At 76.1% G+C, this 16724-nt stretch carries 7 protein-coding genes; all 7 read right to left on the reverse strand.

Features of this window, described 5'->3' with window-relative positions; translation table 11 throughout:
• Positions 1 to 14: 14 nt before the first annotated feature.
• Positions 15 to 1058: an ornithine carbamoyltransferase gene (locus ACFYYT_RS15000; protein WP_351815128.1), complete on the reverse strand. Its 1044-nt coding sequence runs from the start codon at positions 1056 to 1058 to the stop codon at positions 15 to 17.
• 4 nt (positions 1059 to 1062) lie between these two features.
• Entirely contained in the window at positions 1063 to 7587 is a 6525-nt protein-coding gene (locus ACFYYT_RS15005) for an amino acid adenylation domain-containing protein (protein WP_351815130.1), read from the reverse strand.
• Positions 7584 to 12794: an amino acid adenylation domain-containing protein gene (locus ACFYYT_RS15010; protein WP_351815133.1), complete on the reverse strand. Its 5211-nt coding sequence runs from the start codon at positions 12792 to 12794 to the stop codon at positions 7584 to 7586. Before ACFYYT_RS15010 ends, ACFYYT_RS15005 begins: the two co-directional genes overlap by 4 nt.
• Positions 12795 to 12875: 81 nt before the next feature.
• Positions 12876 to 13106, reverse strand: coding sequence for an MbtH family NRPS accessory protein (locus ACFYYT_RS15015; protein ID WP_351815136.1), 231 nt, complete (start codon positions 13104 to 13106; stop codon positions 12876 to 12878).
• Positions 13107 to 13286: 180 nt separating this feature from the next.
• A complete protein-coding gene (locus ACFYYT_RS15020) occupies positions 13287 to 14462 on the reverse strand; it encodes an FAD-dependent monooxygenase (protein WP_351815139.1) in 1176 nt (391 codons plus the stop codon).
• Positions 14459 to 15967, reverse strand: coding sequence for a condensation domain-containing protein (locus ACFYYT_RS15025; protein ID WP_351815142.1), 1509 nt, complete (start codon positions 15965 to 15967; stop codon positions 14459 to 14461). Before ACFYYT_RS15025 ends, ACFYYT_RS15020 begins: the two co-directional genes overlap by 4 nt.
• Positions 15964 to 16680, reverse strand: a complete 717-nt coding sequence (locus tag ACFYYT_RS15030) for a DsbA family protein (protein ID WP_351815145.1) — start codon at positions 16678 to 16680, stop codon at positions 15964 to 15966. Before ACFYYT_RS15030 ends, ACFYYT_RS15025 begins: the two co-directional genes overlap by 4 nt.
• Positions 16681 to 16724: the final 44 nt, after the last annotated feature.

The raw sequence follows: 16724 nt of genomic DNA on the forward strand, positions 1-16724 counted from the left end.
TTTCGGCGGGGGGGTCACCGTACGGCCAGGGCGAGCTGCGCGGCGTCGATGTCCGCGGCGAAGCCCGCGGTGTCCGCGGTGTCCGCGGTGTCCGCCGCCGGGGCGGAGTGGGTGTACTCCAGTACGGCCATGGCGCTGTGCATCTTGTTGGCGGCCTGCGCGAAGGCGATGCTCGTCGGGCCGTCCAGCACCTCCGCGGTGACCTCCTCGCCCCGGTGGGCGGGCAGGTCGTGCATGAAGACGGCGCGCGGGCTGGTGTCCCACAGCGCGGAGTTGACCTGGAACGGGGCGAAGATCTCGCGCCAGTGCGGGTCCGGCTTCCGGGTGCCCGTGGTCTGCCAGCGGGTGGTGTAGACGACGTCGAAGCCGGCGGGCAGCGCGTCCATGTCGTGCCGCTCGATGAACACCGCTCCGGTGCGCTCGGCCTGGGCGCGGGCGCGGGCCGTGACGGAGGGGATCAGTCCGTAGCCGGGCGGCGTGCGCAGCTCGAAGTGGACGGAGGGGAAGCGGGTCAGGGCGAGGGCCAGCGCGGCCGCGGTGTTGTTGCCCTCGCCGACGTACAGGACGCGCAGTCCGTCGACGCGGCCGAAGTGGCGCAGCAGGGTGGTGAGGTCGGTGAGGGCCTGGGTGGGGTGCTCCTCGGCGCTCATCGCGTTGACGACGGCCATCCGGTCCTGGGCGGCCCAGCCGCGCAGTTCGGCCTCGGGGCCGGCCGTGCGGGCCACGAGTACGTCGAGCATCCCGGACAGGACGCGCCCGGTGTCCTCGACGGACTCGCCGGTGTTCAGCTGGAGGTCGCCGGGCCCGTAGGCCACGATGCGGGCGCCGACGCGCAGCGCCCCGGCGGAGAAGGCGGTGCGGGTGCGGGTGGAGGTCTTGGCGAAGTAGACGCCGGCGACCAGGCCGTCCAGGGCGCGGGAGCCGGTGGCGGTGCCCGCCGAGAACTCGGCGCCGCGGGCGACGATGCGGTGCAGGTCCCGGTCGGTGAGGTCGTCGATGGAGATGAGGTGGCGCGCCGGGCGTCGTGTGTGCCGGTCGTGGGTGTGCAGCGGGTCCATCGGATCAGCCCTTCTCGGGGTGGTCTGCGCCGTCTTCGAGTGCGGCGGCGGTCTGCGCGACCGTGTGGTTGCGCAGCGCGGTGGCGAGGTCGAGGGTGAGCCCGTGCGAGCGGGCCGCGACGAGCAGCGGGGCGACGAGCAGCGAGTCGCCGCCGAGGTCGCGGAAGTCGTCGTGCACGCCGACCTGTTCGAGGCCGAGGACCTCGGCCCAGATCTCGGCGAGGACCTTCTCCAGGTCGGTGCGCGGGGCGGTGTACGGCAGCGGGGTGGCGGTGGCCTCGCGGGAGGCCAGGGCGGCCTTGTCCCGCTTGCCGTTGGCGGTGAGCGGGAGCCGGTCGACGACGGTGACGGAGGCGGGGATGGCGGCGGCGGGCAGGACGGTGCGCAGCCGGTCGCGCAGGGCGGGGACCGCGACGGAGTGTCCGTCGGCGGGGACCACCCAGGCGGCGAGCCGTTTGCCGCCGTCGGCGGCGTCCACGGGCACCACGAGGGCTTCGCGGACGGCGGGGTCGGCGGTCAGGGCCGCCTCGGCCTCGCCGGGTTCGACGCGGTGGCCGCGGACCTTGACCTGCTCATCGGCGCGGCCGGTGAACTCCAGGGTGCCGCCGGGCAGGATCCGGGCGAGGTCTCCGGTGCGGTAGATCCGGGTGCCGGGGAGGCCGTACGGATCGGGCAGGAACGATTCCGCCGTCAGGGCGGGCGCCCCCGCGTAGCCGCGGGCCAGTCCGTCGCCGCCGAGCCACACCTCGCCGGTGATCCCGTCGGGCACCGGCCGGAGCCGGTCGTCGAGGATGCGCAGCAGCACGCCGGGCAGGTTCGAGCCGAGCGGGACCAGGGTGCGCCGCGTGTTGGGGCGGACGTGCCCGAAGGTGGCGGCGACGGTCGCCTCGGTGGGCCCGTACTCGGCGCCGAGCACCATCCGCCCGCCGGCCGCGGCGATGCGGGCGCCGACCCGTTCGGCCTGCGCCGTCGGGTAGGCGTCGCCGGCGCAGACCGCGATCCCGGCGAGGCCGCCGAGCTCGGAGTCGCTCAGTTGCGCCTCCAGGAGCCGCAGGTGGCCGGGGGTGAGCCCGATGAAGGAGTACGGGGCCCCGGCCATCAGCAGCGGGCCGAACTCCTGCGGCTGCCAGTCCTGCGGCAGCAGCCGGACCGGCTGCCCGGTGGTCAGCGGCGCGTACAGGGCGGGCAGGCCCAGGTCGAAGCCCACCGAGGTGAACCAGGGGGCGCCGCCGGAGCCGGTCTCCGTGTAGGCCCGTACCGCCCAGTCGAGGTAGTGGGCGAGGGAACGGTGGCTGATCTCGACGCCCTTGGGGGTGCCGGTGGAGCCGGAGGTGTGCAGGACGTAGGCCAGCCGGTCGGGGTCGAGGTCCAGGCCGAGCGGGCAGCCCTCGCCCTCGTGGGAGACGTCCTCGGCGAGCAGCACCCGCGTGGGCTCCGTCGTACCGGCGAACCGGTCGGCGTACGCGCCCTGGGTGAGGACCAGGTCGAAGCCGAGCGCGGCCGCCGTGGCGGCCGGGGTGCAGGGGTCGACGGGCAGCTGGGCCGCGCCGGCCTTCCACACGCCGAGCAGGGCGGCGACCAGCTCCGGCCCCCGGTCCAGCAGGACCGCGACCCGGGTCTCGGGGCCCGCGCCGAGGCCGCGCAGGCGCCGGGCGATCTGGCCCGCCCGTACGTCCAGCTCGGCGTACGAGGTCCCGGACCGCGGGGTTCCGGCGCCGGTGAGGGCGGTGGCCCACGGGGTGCGCGCGGCCTGCGCCTCGAACGCCGCGAGGGTGTCGAGGGGGGTCTCGGGGTGCGGGAGGGCGGGAGCGGTGAGGCGGTAGTGCTCCTGGGGGGTGGGGAAGCCGGTGCGGGCGTCGCCGTCGGCCCCGGTGCGGGCCATGTCGGCGAGCACCGCCTTGTAGAGGGCGGCGAGCCGCTCGGCGTTGGCCTTGGCCAGGGTCCGGGTGCGGGAGGCGATCGAGAGGTGGCCGCGCACGGGCGTGCCGACGACGAGCGGGAACTCGTTGGGGCTGTCGTCGCGGCTGGCCATGATGTCGATGAGCTCCACGTCGACCTGGTGGAAGTCCAGGTAGTGGAAGAGCACGTCGATCAGGTGGCTCTCGCCGCCCGCCACCCGCATGGCGGGCATCGGGTAGCGGCGGTGCGGCCACAGCTCGACCTCGCGGGCGAAGACCTCCCGGGCGAGTTCGCCCCAGGTCGCCGCGCCCTCGCGGTAGGGGAAGGGCACCGAGTTGAGGTACATGCCGGAGACGCGTTCGGCGCCGGCCTCCTCGGGGCGGGCGTCGGCGACCATGCCGCCGCGGAAGGTACGGGCCCGGGTCAGCAGGGAGAGGACCTTGCTGTGCGCGGCGTGCAGCACGCTCTTGTACGGGACCTCGGCGGCGGAGGCCAGGGCGCGCAGGCCCGGTTCCAGCGCGCCGATCTCCAGGTCGATGCGGTAGCGCTCGTCGGCGGCGTGCGGGTCGCCGGCCCAGCCCGTCGGGACGGTGAACTTCTCGTGGCCGTCGACGAGCGCGCGCCAGTAGTCGCGGTCCTCGGCGGAGGCGAGGGAGCGCAGCTCGCCCGCGATGAAGTCGGCGTAGCGCACGGCCGGGACGGGCGGAGCCGGGTCGGGTTCGCCACCGGCCCGCATCGCGCGGTAGGCGCGCAGCAGTTCCATCAGCTGGGAGTGGTAGCTCCAGCCCTCGATGACGGGGTGGCACTCGGTGATGGACAGCCACCAGCTCTCGTCGTCGACGAGGTGGACGGCCATCCGCATGAGCGGGGCGGCGCCGAGGTCGAAGAGCTCCTCGCGGTCGCGGTCGGCGAAGGACCACAGGGTGGACTCGCGGGCCTCGCGCGGCAGGTGGCGCAGGTCCTCGAAGAGGCAGGGCATGGAGACCGTGCCGACGGCGTGGACCAGCTGGAGGGGTTCGCTGTAGCCGGAGAAGGCGAAGGAGGTGCGCATCACCTCGTGGCGCTCGACGATCAGATCGGCCGCCCGCTGGAACACCGCCGGGTCGAAGGGGAGTTCGTCGCGGATCCGGAACGAGGTGATGTTGTGGTAGCGGTTCTCGCCGCTGCGGCCGTGCATCTCGACGAACATGCCCGCCTGGATCCGGGAGACCGGGTAGGCGTCGGTGACCTGTGCGGGCAGCGCGGCCCGGTCCTCCTCGCCGATGAGGGCGAAGGGCGCGACCGGCCCGTCCTGGCGCTGCGCCGAGCCGTCGCCGGCCTGGTCCGCGAGGGCGGCGCGCAGCCTGGCGACCGTACGGTGCTCGAAGACGTCGCGGACGCTGGTCTCCCAGCCGGCCTCGCGCAGGGCGCCGACGAGGGTGACGGCGCGGATGGAGTCCCCGCCGAGGTCGAAGTAGTTGTCGTGGACGCCGACGGTCTCCAGGCCGAGGACGGCGGCCCAGACCGCGGCGATGGAGGCCTCGGCGGCGTCGCGCGCCTCCACGTGTTCGCCGACGGTGGTGGCCTCGCGGCCGGGGGCGGGCAGGGCGCGCCGGTCCAGCTTGCCGTTGGCGGTCAGCGGGAGGGCGTCGAGCCGCAGGTAGGCGGAGGGGATCATGTAGGCCGGCAGCGCCTCGCCGAGCGCGTCGCGCAGGGCGGCGGGGGCGAGGCCGTCGTCGGCGGCGCCGGGCGCGGGGACCACGTAGGCGACGAGCTGCTTGTCGCCCGGGGTGTCCTCGCGGACCAGGGCGACGGCCTCGGCGAGGACGGGCAGCGCGGTCAGGGCGGTCTCGACCTCGCCGAGTTCGATGCGGTAGCCGCGGAGTTTGACCTGGTGGTCGATGCGGGCGGCGAAGTCGAGGCTGCCGTCGGGCAGGACCCGGGCGAGGTCGCCGGTGCGGTAGATGCGGGCCCCGGGGGCGCCGTAGGGGTCGGGCAGGAAGCGTTCGGCGGTGAGGTCGGGGCGGCCGGCGTAGCCGCGGGCCAGGCCGGTGCCGCCGATCCACACCTCGCCGGGGACGCCCAGCGGGAGCGGGCGCAGCCCCTCGTCCAGGACGTACATGGTGGTGTTCGGGATGGCGCGGCCGATGGAGACGAGCTCGGTGGTGACCGGCCCGTGGGCGGCGCCGTCGGCGGGCAGGAAGTGCGCCGAGTTGCCGACGGTGATCTCGGTGGGCCCGTACTCGGCGGCCAGCCGGGTGCCGTCGGGGCCCGCCGCGGCGGCCCAGCGCTCGGCGAGGCGGTGGGTGAAGGAGTCGCCCGCGGCGATCACCAGCCCGGCGAGGCCGCGGACCTGCTCGTCGGTGAGCTGCTGGGAGAGCAGGTCGAGGTGGCCGGGGGTGAGCTTGATGAAGGCGTACGGTCCGCCCTCGGCGAGCAGCGTGCCGAGGTCGGCGGTGTCGAAGTCCTGCGGGAGCAGGTGGACGGCCTGGCCGGTCATCAGGGGGGCGTACAGGTCGGGGACGCCGAGGTCGAAGGCGACGGAGGAGAACAGCGGGGCGCCGCCGGTGCCGGCGGTGGCGTAGGCGCCGGCCGTCCAGGTGAGGTAGTTGGCCAGCCCCCGGTGGCCGATGAGGACGCCCTTGGGGCGGCCGGTGGAACCGGAGGTGTAGATGACGTACGCGAGCTGGTCGAGGTCGTGGACGGCGGGCAGCCCGGCTTCGGCGGTGGCCAGGGCGGTCCGCTCGGCCGGGTCGTCGACGACGACGAGTTCGGCGCCGTCGAAGCGGCCGGCGTGCCGGGACTGGGTGATCACGAGGCGGGTGCCGGTGTCGCCGAGCATGAAGGCGATGCGCTCGTCGGGGTAGCCCGGGTCGATCGGCACGTAGGCGGCGGCGGCGCGCCAGATGCCGAGGAGGGCGGCGACCAGGTCGGGACCTCGGTCCAGCAGGACGCCGACGGTCTCGTCGGGGCGCACCCCGAGGCCGACCAGCCGGCGGGCGAACCGGTCGGCGCGGGCGTCGAGTTCGGCGTACGTGAGGTCGCCGGAGGCGTGCCGGACGGCGATCGCGCCGGGGGTGGCGGCCATCTGCTCGGCGATGGTCCGGGCGACGGGCCGCAGCGCGGCGGCGTCCACGGGGGCGCCGACCGGTTCGGCGGGGCCGTCCAGGAGCAGGCCGAGCTCGGCCGCGCCCAGGAAGCCGAGGGCGGACAGGGGGGCGCCGGGCCGTTCGGCGACGGCCGCGAGCAGGGCCGCGTAGTGGCCGGTGATCCGCTCGGCGGTGGCCTCCTCGAAGAGGTCGGTCGCGTACTCCAGGGCGCCGTGCAGGGAGCCGTCGGGGCGCTCGGCGAGGTGCAGGGTGAGATCGAAGCGGGCGATGCGGCCGCTCGCGGCGACCGGGGTGACGGTCAGGCCGGGCAGGTCGGGGCTGTCGGAGCCGTGGCCGGAGGCCAGGTCGAACATCACCTGGAAGAGCGGGGTGGTGGACAGGTCCCGCTCGGGCTCCAGCTCGTCGGCGATCCTGTCGAAGGGGGTGTCCTGGTGGTCGAAGGCGTCCAGGACGGTGGTGCGGTTGGCGGCGAGGAGCTCCCGGAAGGCCGGGTCGCCCTGCCAGCGGCCGCGCAGCACGAGGCTGTTGTAGGCGTAGCCGGCCATCTGCTGGAGCTCGGGGCGGGTGCGGCCGGAAACGGCGGTGCCGACGGCGACGTCCCGCTTGCCGCAGTAGCGGCCCAGCAGGGCCTGGTAGGCGCTGAGCAGCACCATGAACAGGGTGGCGCCCTCCTGCTCGGCGAGGGTGCGCAGCCGGGCGGCGACGGGGGCGGCCACGTCGAACTCGGCGACGGCGCCTTCCCAGCCGCGGACGGAGGGGCGCGGCCGGTCGGTGGGCAGGCCGAGCGGTTCGGTGCCGGCGAGCTGTCCGCGCCACCAGTCGAGGGCCGCCTCGGCGGTGGGGCCGGACTGGCGGGCGTTCAGCCAGGCGGCGTAGTCGGCGTACTGGACGGCGGGCTCGGGCAGTACGCCGTCCAGCGGGCCGGTGACGGCCCCGGCGGCCCGGTAGCAGGCGGCCAGGTCGGCGAGGATCAGCGGCCGGGTCAGGGCGTCGCAGGCGATGTGGTGCATGACGACGACCAGGACGTGGTCGTCGGCGGCCAGGCGCAGCAGGCGGACCCGCAGCGGGGCTTCGGCGGCCAGGTCGAAGACCTCGGTGGCGCGGGCCCGGGTGAAGGCGGCCGCCGCCGCGTCGCGGCCGGCCTCGTCGACGCCGGTGACCTCGCTGACGGCGTAGTCGACGGGGCCGGCCGGGTCGATGACCTGGCGGGGCTCGCCGCCGTCGAGGAGGTAGCGGGTGCGCAGGATCTCGTGCCGGGCCGCCAGGGCGTCGAAGGAGCGGCGCAGGGCGTTCTCGTCGAGGGGGCCGCGCAGCCGGTGCGCGAGCGGCAGCAGGTACTCGGGGCTGTCCGGGTCGAGCTGGTGGAGGAACCACAGCTGGCGCTGGCCGGCGGAGAGCGCCAGGGGCGCGTCCCGGTCGGCGCGCGGGATCCCGGTGCGGGCCGGGTGGCGGCCCGGGGTGCGGCCCGCACGTCCGGCGAGCCGCTGGCGCAGCAGTTCCGCCCGCAGCTCTTCCTGCGTGGGTGCGGTGGGTGCGGTCACGGCTGGTACTCCCTGTGGGCGATGGCGAGTTCGGCGTGGTCGAGGGTCTCGATCTCGGCGCGCACGGCCTCTTCGACGGCGGCGGCGAGTCCTGCGACGGTCGGGTGTTCGAAGACGGCGCGCAGCGGCATCTCGACGTCGAACTCCTCGTGGAGGCGGGCGATGACGCGGGCGGCGAGGACCGAGTTGCCGCCGATCCGGAAGAAGCCCTGGCGGGCGCCGATCCGGCGGGTGGTGCCGTCCTCCCCGGCGAGGACCTCGGCCCAGATCTCGGCGACGATCTCCTCGACCGGGCCCTCGGGCGCCGTGTACGGCTCGTCGGCGAGGGCGGCGGCGAGGTCGGGGGCGGGCAGCGCCCGGACGTCGACCTTGTTGTGGCGGGTGAGCGGGATCTCCGGGACGGGTACCAGCAGCGCGGGGACCATGTAGTCCGGCAGCCGGCGGGCGCAGTGGTCGAGGAGCTCCCCGTCAGCGGGCGGGGTGGCGCCTCCCGGGACCCAGTAGCCGACGAGCGCGGCCGTGGGGCCGGTGCCGTGGACGACGACCGCGCACTGGGCGACGCCCGGGTGCTCGGCGAGGACGCCCTGCACCTCCCCGGTCTCCACGCGGCGGCCGCGGATCTTGGCCTGGCCGTCGGCCCGGCCGGCGAACTCCAGGGTGCCGTCGGGCAGCATCCTCGCCCGGTCGCCGGTGCGGTAGAGGCGGGCGCCGGGGGCGCCGTACGGGTCGGGGACGAAGGCGGCGGCGGTCAGGTCGGGGCGGCCGTGGTAGCCGCGGGCCAGGCCCGCTCCGCCGACGCAGAGTTCGCCGGTGGTGCCGTAGGGGACGGGCTCCAGGAAGGCGTCGAGGACCCGGGCCGTGACGTGCGGGTAGGCGCGGCCGACGGGGACCGAGTGCGCGGTGTCGTGGGCGTCCCAGCGGGTGGCGGCGATGGTGGTCTCGGTGAGCCCGTACTCGTTGACGAAGCGCAGCAGGCGGCGGGACAGCTCCCGGGCCAGGGCGGGCGGGCAGGGCTCACCGCCGGTCTGGCCGACGAGGGGGCGCCGGCCGAGGCCCGCGTCGATGAGCATCTGCCAGTGCGGCGGGGCGACCTGGAGGTGGCTGACGCCGTGCTCCTCGATGAGGCGCAGCTGCGCGGCGTGGTCGCCGAGGTCCTGCTCCCGGGCCAGGACGACCCGGCCGCCGGCGATGAGCGGCATCAGCAGCTCGGTGCAGGAGATGTCGAAGGTGGGCTGGGCCAGGGCCAGCCAGGCGTCGTCGGGGCCCTGGCCGAAGTCCAGGTGGGCCCGGGAGGCGCGGAGCATGGCCAGCAGGGTGCGGTGCTCGACGGCGACGCCCTTGGGGCGGCCGGTGGAGCCGGAGGTGTACATGATGTACGCGAGCCGCAGCGGATCGGCGCCCGCCGCGGCCGTGGCCCCGGTACGGGTCCACGCGCCGAGCCCGTCGCAGGCCAGGGCGGGATCGCTGCACGCGGCGAGGGCCGCGGCGGCCGCGACCGTCGCCGGGGGCGTCGCGCCGCCGGAACCGGCGCCCTGCGCGGGGGCCGAGTCGAAGGCGGCGAGGCGCTCGTCGGTGTCCACGGCCAGCCGGGGGCCGTCGTGGTGGCCGCGCAGCCGGGCGGCGCCGGCCAGGTCGCAGACCAGCAGCCGGGCTCCGGCGTCGTCCAGGACGTAGCCGAGGCGTTCGACGGGCGCGGCCGGGTCGAGCGGTACGTAGGCGGCGCCGGTCTTCCAGATGCCGAGGTAGGCGGCGATCAGGTCGGGGGTGCGGCCCAGCATGACGGCGACGGTGCTCTCCGGGCCGGCGCCCAGTTCGCGCAGCCGCCGCGCGAAGGCCTCGGCGCGCCGCTCCAGGCGGGCGTATGTCCAGCTCTGCGCGCCGCAGACGACGGCGGTCTCCCCCGGGGTGGCGCGGGCGACGGCCGAGACGACGGTGTGCACGCAGTCGTCGGCCGCGCGGTCCGCGCCCGGTTCGGGGGCACCCGGGCCGAGGGCGAGGATCTCCTCGCGCAGGGCGGCGGGCAGCAGGGCGGCCCGGTCCAGCCGCACCCCCGGGTCGGTGACCAGCGACTCCAGCAGCCGTACCCAGCCGGCCGCGAAGCGTTCGACGGTGGCCGGGTCGAACAGGGAGGTGGCGTACTCGACGAGGCCGAGCAGGGAGCCGTCGCCCTGGCGCTGGAGCACGAAGGTGAGGTCGGTGCGGGCGCTGCGCCAGGCTCCGCGGAAGGCCTCGATGTCGTCCTCGGCGGTGGCCGTGCCGGTCCGGCCCTCCTCGTGCAGGTCGAACATCACCTGGTAGAGGGGGGTGCGGCCGGGGTCGCGGGCGTCGTCGAGCTCGGCGACGAGCCGGTCGAAGGGCAGGTCCTGGTGGGCGAAGGCGCTGCGGGCGGTGTCGCGGACCCGGATCAGCGCCTCCTCGAAGGTGGCGTCGGCCGGGGCGTCGCAGCGCATCACGAGGGTGTTGAGGAAGAAGCCGACGACATCGGCGACCTCCGGCCGCTCGCGCCCGGCGACGGGCACGCCGACCGGCACGTCCCACTGGCCGGTGAGCCGGGCGACGAGGGTGCCGAACACGGTGAGCAGGGTCTGCTGGAGGGTCGCGCCGTGGCCGCGCCCGAAGGCGGCGGCCCGCTCGGCGAGCGGGGCGGGGACGGTGAACACGTGGGCGGCGCCGATGCCGTCGCGGACGGCCGGACGGGGCCGGTCGGCGGGCAGGTCGACGGGGACGGCGCCCTCCAGGGCCCGCTTCCAGTGGGCCAGTTCACCGGCCGCGCCGTCGCCGGCCAGCCGGCGGCGCTGGTGGGCGGCGTGGTCGGCGTACTGGACGGGCAGGGCGGGGAGTGCGGCGCGGCCGCCGTGGTGCGCGGCCTCGGCGAGGGCCAGGACGTCGCGTTCGAGGACGACCGAGGACCAGCCGTCGCAGGCGATGTGGTGGATGGACAGGACCAGGTGGAGGGAGTCGGCGCCGCGGACGGTCAGGGCGCGCCAGACCGGTCCGTTCTCCAGGTCGAAGGGGCGGCTGAACTCGTCCTCGATCAGGGCGTGGCGGGCCGCGGCGCTGTCCGCGCGGGTGGCGCGCAGTTCGACGCGCGGCTCGGCGTCGGCGATCTGGACGGGCTCGGTGGCGCGCAGGACGTAGCGGGTGCGCAGGATCTCGTGGCGCTCGGCGAGCGCGGTCAGGGCCGCGGCGACGGTGGCGTCGTCGTAGTGGTGGGGCAGGGTGAGGAAGACGGGGGCGTTCCACTCGGCGCTGCCCGGGCGCATCCGGTCCATCAGCCACAGGCCCTGCTGGCCGGGCGAGAGCGGCAGCCCGGTGCCGGTACGCGGCACGGGCCGGACGGTGTCGTCGTCGGCGGCGACGGCGGCGGTGGCCTGGGCGTCGGCCGCGGCGCCGCCCCCGGTGAGGGCGGGGGCGCCGGCGAGCAGCGCGGCCTGGGCCTCGACGGTGGTGGCGGTGAACAGGGCGCGCAGGGCGACGGGGGCGCCGCAGGCGGCGGACAGGGCCTGCGCGAGCCGGCTCAGCAGCAGGGAGGCCCCGCCGAGCTGGAAGAAGTCGTTGGTGGCGCCGATCGCGGCGGCAGGTATGCCGAGGAGGGCGGCCCACTGCTCGGCGACGATCCGCTCGGCGGCGGTGCGTACGGGGACGTGCGGCGCCTGCGCCCCGGCCTCGGCGGAGGCCGGCTCGGGCAGCGCCGAGCGGTCGATCTTGCCGTTGGCGGTGAGCGGGAAGTCCGCGACGGCCACGTACTGGGACGGGACCAGCGGGTCGGGCAGGGAGCGGCGCAGGAAGGTGCGCAGTTCCTCGGGGCGCAGCCGCTCGCCGCGGGACTGGACCCAGGCGACGAGGCGGTGTCCGCCGGTGCCGTCGGGGACGGCGCCGGCCACGGCGGCCCGCACCCACGGGTGGGCGGCCAGCGCGGCCTCGACCTCGCCGGTCTCGATGCGGACGCCGTTGACCTTGACCTGGTGGTCCAGGCGGCCGAGGTACTCCAGGGTGCCGTCGGCCTGCCAGCGGACCCGGTCGCCGGTGCGGTAGAGCCGCTCGCCGGGCACGCCGTACGGGTCGGGCACGAAGCGCTCGGCGCTCTGGCCGGGGCGGCCCAGGTAGCCGAGGGCGAGGCCGACGCCGCCCGCGTGGAGCTCGCCGGGGACGCCGACGGGGACGGGACGGCCCGCCGGGTCCAGGACCAGGGCTCGCATGTTCGCGATGGGCCGGCCGATGGGGACGGCGCCGGTGCGCTGCGCCGGGTCCCAGCGGTGCTCGGTGATGTCGACGGAGGCCTCGGTGGGCCCGTAGGTGTTCCAGATCTCGGCGCGCGGGGCCAGTTCGGCGAGGGCGGCGCAGAGTTCGGCGTGCAGCGGCTCGCCCGCGCTGAAGATCAGGCGCAGCGCGCCGGCGCGCTCCCAGCCGGGCTGTTCGGCCAGCCGCCGGTACACGGACGGGACGCCCTGGAGGACGGTGACGCGGTGGTCGCCCACGGCGCGCAGCAGCGCGGCCGGATCGCGTTCGGCGTCCGCCGGGGCCACGGCCACCGCTCCCCCGCTGACCAGCGGCGAGAACAGCTCCAGGCCCGCGGCGTCGAAGCCGACGGTGGTCTTGAGCAGGAACCGGTCCGTGGCGCCGAGCTTGTGGCGGTGGGCCAGCCAGCGGACCCGGTTGGCGATGCCGCCGTGCGGGACGAGGACGCCCTTGGGGCGGCCGGTGGAGCCGGAGGTGTGCAGGACGTACGCGGGCCGGGCCGGGTCGGGCGCCACCGGGAACGCGGCGGCCTCGGCGGCGGGCACGGCGTCCGGGGCGTCGGCGACGTCCAGGACGGTGGTGCCCGCGGGCAGCCGGGCGGCGGTGCCGTGGCCGGCGAGGACGACCGAGGCGCCGGCGTCCTCCAGGACCAGGGCCAGCCGGGCCTGCGGGTAGCCGGGATCGAGCGGGACGTACGCCCCGCCCGCGAACCAGACGCCGAGCAGCGCGGCGATCAGTTCGGGACCGCGCGGCAGGCACACCCCGACGAAGTCGCCGGGGGCCACTCCGGCGGCGCGCAGGGCGGCGGCGTGGCGGACGGCGTGGTGCTCCAGTTCGGCGTACGTCCAGACGACCGCGTCGGCGGCCAGGACGGCGGGGGCCCGGGGGGTGCGGGCGGCCTGGGCCCTGAACAGGCCGGGCAGCAGCAGACGGCCGGGGGCGGATCCCGACTGCGTACGGTCGTTCACGTTCTCTCCTTCATCGGGATCGGGGTGGCGTCGGCCGCGTCCCGGGGCCCGGGGGCCCGGGTGGCTCGAACGTCCGGGTGGTCAGGCCGTGGATCCGGCGGCCATCCGGCGGCGCAGGCTCGCGGGGCGCAGGTCGGTCCACAGCTCGGTGATCTTTGCGAGGCACTCCTCGCGGGTGCCCTCGGTGCCCTCGGCGTGCCAGCCGGCGGGCAGGTCGCGGTCGGCCCACCAGATCGAGTACTGCTCCTCGTCGTTGAGGACGACGCGGTAGACGCCGTCCTGCGGGCTGCCGTCGTGCTGCTGTTCGCTCATCGCTGTTCCCTTCGCGTGGTCAGGTGCGGCCCATCCTTGAAGAGGCCGCTATCGATGCCCTATCGAGCGCATATACGTGCCGGAACGCGACGGGCCCCCGGCGCCGGGTGGCGTCGGGGGCCCTGGGGTACGGAGGGTGTGCGGGGGGGGTGCCGGGCAGGTTGTGCCGGGGGGCGGGGGTCAGGCGGCGGCGGGCGCCGGGGCGGCGAAGGCGGCCTCGACGTCGTGGGAGAGGATCCAGCCCACGTCCTCGGCGGCTTCCTTGACGCCTCCGGGGCGGCCGTCCTCCCGCGGGGCCGGCCGGCCGGTGCGCGATCCGAGCTGGACCCGCGTGGTGTGCGGGCGGCGGACCTCCTCGTAGCGTGCCAGGGCGGCGGCCACGCCGCGCGCGTCCTCGGCCGCCCCGGCCAGGCACAGGGCCAGCGCCACCGCGTCCTCCACGGCCTGGTTGGCGCCCTGCCCGTGGTGGGGCAGCATCGGGTGGGCCGCGTCGCCGAGCAGGGTGACGCGCGGGGTGCTCCAGCGCTCCAGCGGCGCCCGGTCGTACAGGGCCCAGCGGCGCACCTCGCCCGCCGCACCGACCAGTTCGCGCACCTCGGGCGCCCAGCCGGCCAGGACCGAGTCGAGGTCGGCCCGGTCGGTGGCGCTGGTCCAGGACTCCGCGTCGCCCTCGGCGGCGGGAGTGACCACCACGTACGTGAACTGCCGTCCCCCGCTGACCGGGTAGCACAGCACGCGCGAGGCGGGGCCCGCGAACATGTACATCCGGCGCGGGTCCAGGGAGGGCACGTCCGCCGCGTCGACCAGGCCGCGCAGCGCGCTGTTCCCGGAGTACACGGGGGCGTCCGCGCCGGCCACCGCGCGGCGCACCGCCGAGTGCACCCCGTCGGCACCGACCAGGACGTCGGCCACGGACGTGGTGCCGTCCGCGAACTCCAGGAGCACCCCGCCGGGGCCCTCCTCGTACCGCAGGAGCTCCTTGCCGGTGCGCACCCGCTCCTGCGGGAGCAGGGCGGCCAGCATCCGGTGCAGGTCACCGCGGTGGACGGTGAGGTAGGGGGCGCCGAACTGCCGCTCCCAGGCCTCGCCCATCTCCTGTTCGGCGACCCGCGCGCCGTTGTGGAAGGCCCGGACCTCCAGGGCCTCGGGGCGCACGGCCAGCTCGGCGAGCCGGGGGCCGAGCCCGAGGCGTTCCAGCAGCCGGGTCCCGTTCGGGCCCAGGTGCATGCCGACGCCCTGCTCGCGCAGGGCCGTGCCCCGCTCGTGGACGGTCACGTCCAGGCCCCGGGCGTACAGGGCCGCGGCGGCGGTCAGACCGCCCAGTCCCGCGCCGATCACGGCCACTTTGAGGCTCACCGGTACTCCCAGGCACTCTCGAAGGACTCGAACTCGTCGGACGAGTCGAAGGAGGTGAAGGAGGCGAAGTCCGCGCCGGCGCCGCCGGAGCCCAGCGCCAGCAGCGCCTCCAGCTCGCCCGCGGCCGCCAGTTCCACCTCGGCGACCGGGGTGTCCGGCCCGGCGACGGCCGCCGCCAGCATCCGCTCGTACCCGTCGGCGAACCGGGCGACCGTCTCCCGGTCGAGCACGTCCGTGTCGTAGGAGAAGACGGCCGTGACCCCCTCGGGGGTCTGCTCGATCCGCAGCAGCAGGTCCAGCTGGCCCTCCTGCTGCGGGACGTCGATCAGGGCGATGTCCAGCCCGGCGTACGGCACGGACGGACCCTCGGCCGCGCCCGGCGGGACGTTGGGCACCGGCGGCTCCATCCGGTCCATCTGGACGAGGAACAGCGCGGTGCGGAACACCGTGGCCCGGGGGAAGGCCAGCGCGCACGGGTAGCGCACGCCCAGCATGCCGCCCATGACCCGCTGCCCGGCCTGCTCGGCCGCGCTGCGGAAGGTGGAGGCAGGGGTGAAGTCGGCCCGTACCGGCATGGTGTTGAGGAAGCAGCCGATCACGTCCCGCTGCGCGCGGCCCATCCGGCTGGTGGCCGGGACCCCGAGCACGAAGGCGTCCTGGCCGGTCCAGCGGTGGGTGAGCGCCTGGAAGACCCCGAGCAGGTAGGCGAAGGGCGTCACCCCGGCGACGGCGGCGGCCGGGGCCAGGCCCGCGGCGCTCGCGTCGGCGAGCTGCCGTACGACGGTCCCGCCCCGGTAGGAGCGCAGCGCCGGGCGGGGCCGGTCCAGCGGCAGTTCGGCGGCGGGGGCCTGCCCCACCGACTCCTGCCACAGCGCGGCCGCCCGCAGGCCCTGCGGGGAGGCGGTGTAGCGCAGCTCCTCGGCGGCGTGGTCGGCGTAGGAGCCGGGGATGGGCCGCCAGCGCGGTGCGGCGGCGGCCGCGAACCCCTCGTAGGCGTCGAGGACGTCGCGGACCAGCAGCCAGCGCGAGGTGAAGTCGCTGACGATGTGGTGGGCGGAGGTGACCAGCGCCCAGTCCTCGTCGGTGTTGCGCAGCAGCACCACGCGGAAGGCGCCGGACTCCAGCCGGAAGGGGCGGGCCCCGGCCTCCTCGGCGGCCCGGTGCAGGGCGCTCTCGCCGGCTCCGTCGAGGTCGTGGAACTCCAGCCGGACCAGGGGCTGTTCGGCGACGGTGCGGTGCACGCCGGCGGCGCTCTCGGTGAAGACCGAGCGGAGCAGGTCCTGGCGGGCGCCGACGGCGGTGACCGCGGCGTCCATGGCGGCGGGGTCGACGCGGCCGCGCAGCCGCAACGGCATGACGATGTTGTAGGCGCAGGCCTCGGGCGAGACCCGGTAGGCCGTCCACATGGACTGCTGGATGGCGGTCAGCGGCAGCGCCAGGGCCGCCTCGGGCGCCCCGTCCGCCCCGGTCACGGCGGTCACGGCGGGTCCGGTCGTGGCGCTCATCCGCAGCCTCCCGCGTGGCTCATGTCCGTGGTCCGTCCGGCGCCGACCACCGCGAGCTCCGCCTCGGCGGGCTGCCGAGGGGCGGCCGGGGCCGCGTCCGCGAAGGAGGCGGCGAAGGCCGGGACCCGGTCGAGGCCCCAGTAGGGCTCGCTGCCGTTCACGAAGTACGGGACCCCGAAGACCCCGTCGCGGTGGACGTCCAGCAGGGCGGCGGCGCCCCGCTCGCGCAGCACGGCGCTGTCGGTGGCGGCGGCCACCGTGTCGGCGTCGAGACCGGTCTCCACCGCGAGTTCGACGACGGTCGCCGGATCGCAGATGTCACGGCCCTCCAGCCAGCGCGCCCGGCCCGCGCGGGCCACCCACTCCCGGCCCAGGCCAGCGTCGACGGCGAGGAACCAGGTCAGGTGGGCCGGCTCCCACCACGGCGAACGGTCGGTCGGCCAGGTCAGCGCCAGACCGCGCTCGGCGGCGAGCCGCCGTACGTCGCGCAGGATGTAGAACTGCTTCGCCCGGGTCATGGGCGTGTACGGGAACTGCCCGCCGGCCGCGGCCAGCAGCTCGGCGCTGGTCTCGTCGGGCTCCCAGAAGGGACGCCACTCCAGGCGGTCCAGCAGCCCGGGGTGCTCGCGCTCCAGGTCGTGCAGGGCGAAGAAGTTGTAGGGGCTGCGCAGGTTGAAGTAGAACCGGGGCGGTTTGGCGGCACGGCCGGCCATGTCGAACTCCTCTGTGAATCGGGCTGGTCGGACGGGACGGGCCG

It is taken from the genome of Streptomyces sp. NPDC002032 (genome assembly GCF_042890765.1).
In the GTDB taxonomy this organism is placed as follows: domain Bacteria; phylum Actinomycetota; class Actinomycetes; order Streptomycetales; family Streptomycetaceae; genus Streptomyces.

Coding starts and splice junctions, on each gene's coding strand:
- ACFYYT_RS15030 (WP_351815145.1), bottom strand. CDS start 16,680: ATGGCCGGCCGTGCCGCCAAACCGCCCCGGTTCTACTTCAACCTGCGC.
- ACFYYT_RS15000 (WP_351815128.1), bottom strand. CDS start 1,058: ATGGACCCGCTGCACACCCACGACCGGCACACACGACGCCCGGCGCGC.
- ACFYYT_RS15015 (WP_351815136.1), bottom strand. CDS start 13,106: ATGAGCGAACAGCAGCACGACGGCAGCCCGCAGGACGGCGTCTACCGC.
- ACFYYT_RS15025 (WP_351815142.1), bottom strand. CDS start 15,967: ATGAGCGCCACGACCGGACCCGCCGTGACCGCCGTGACCGGGGCGGAC.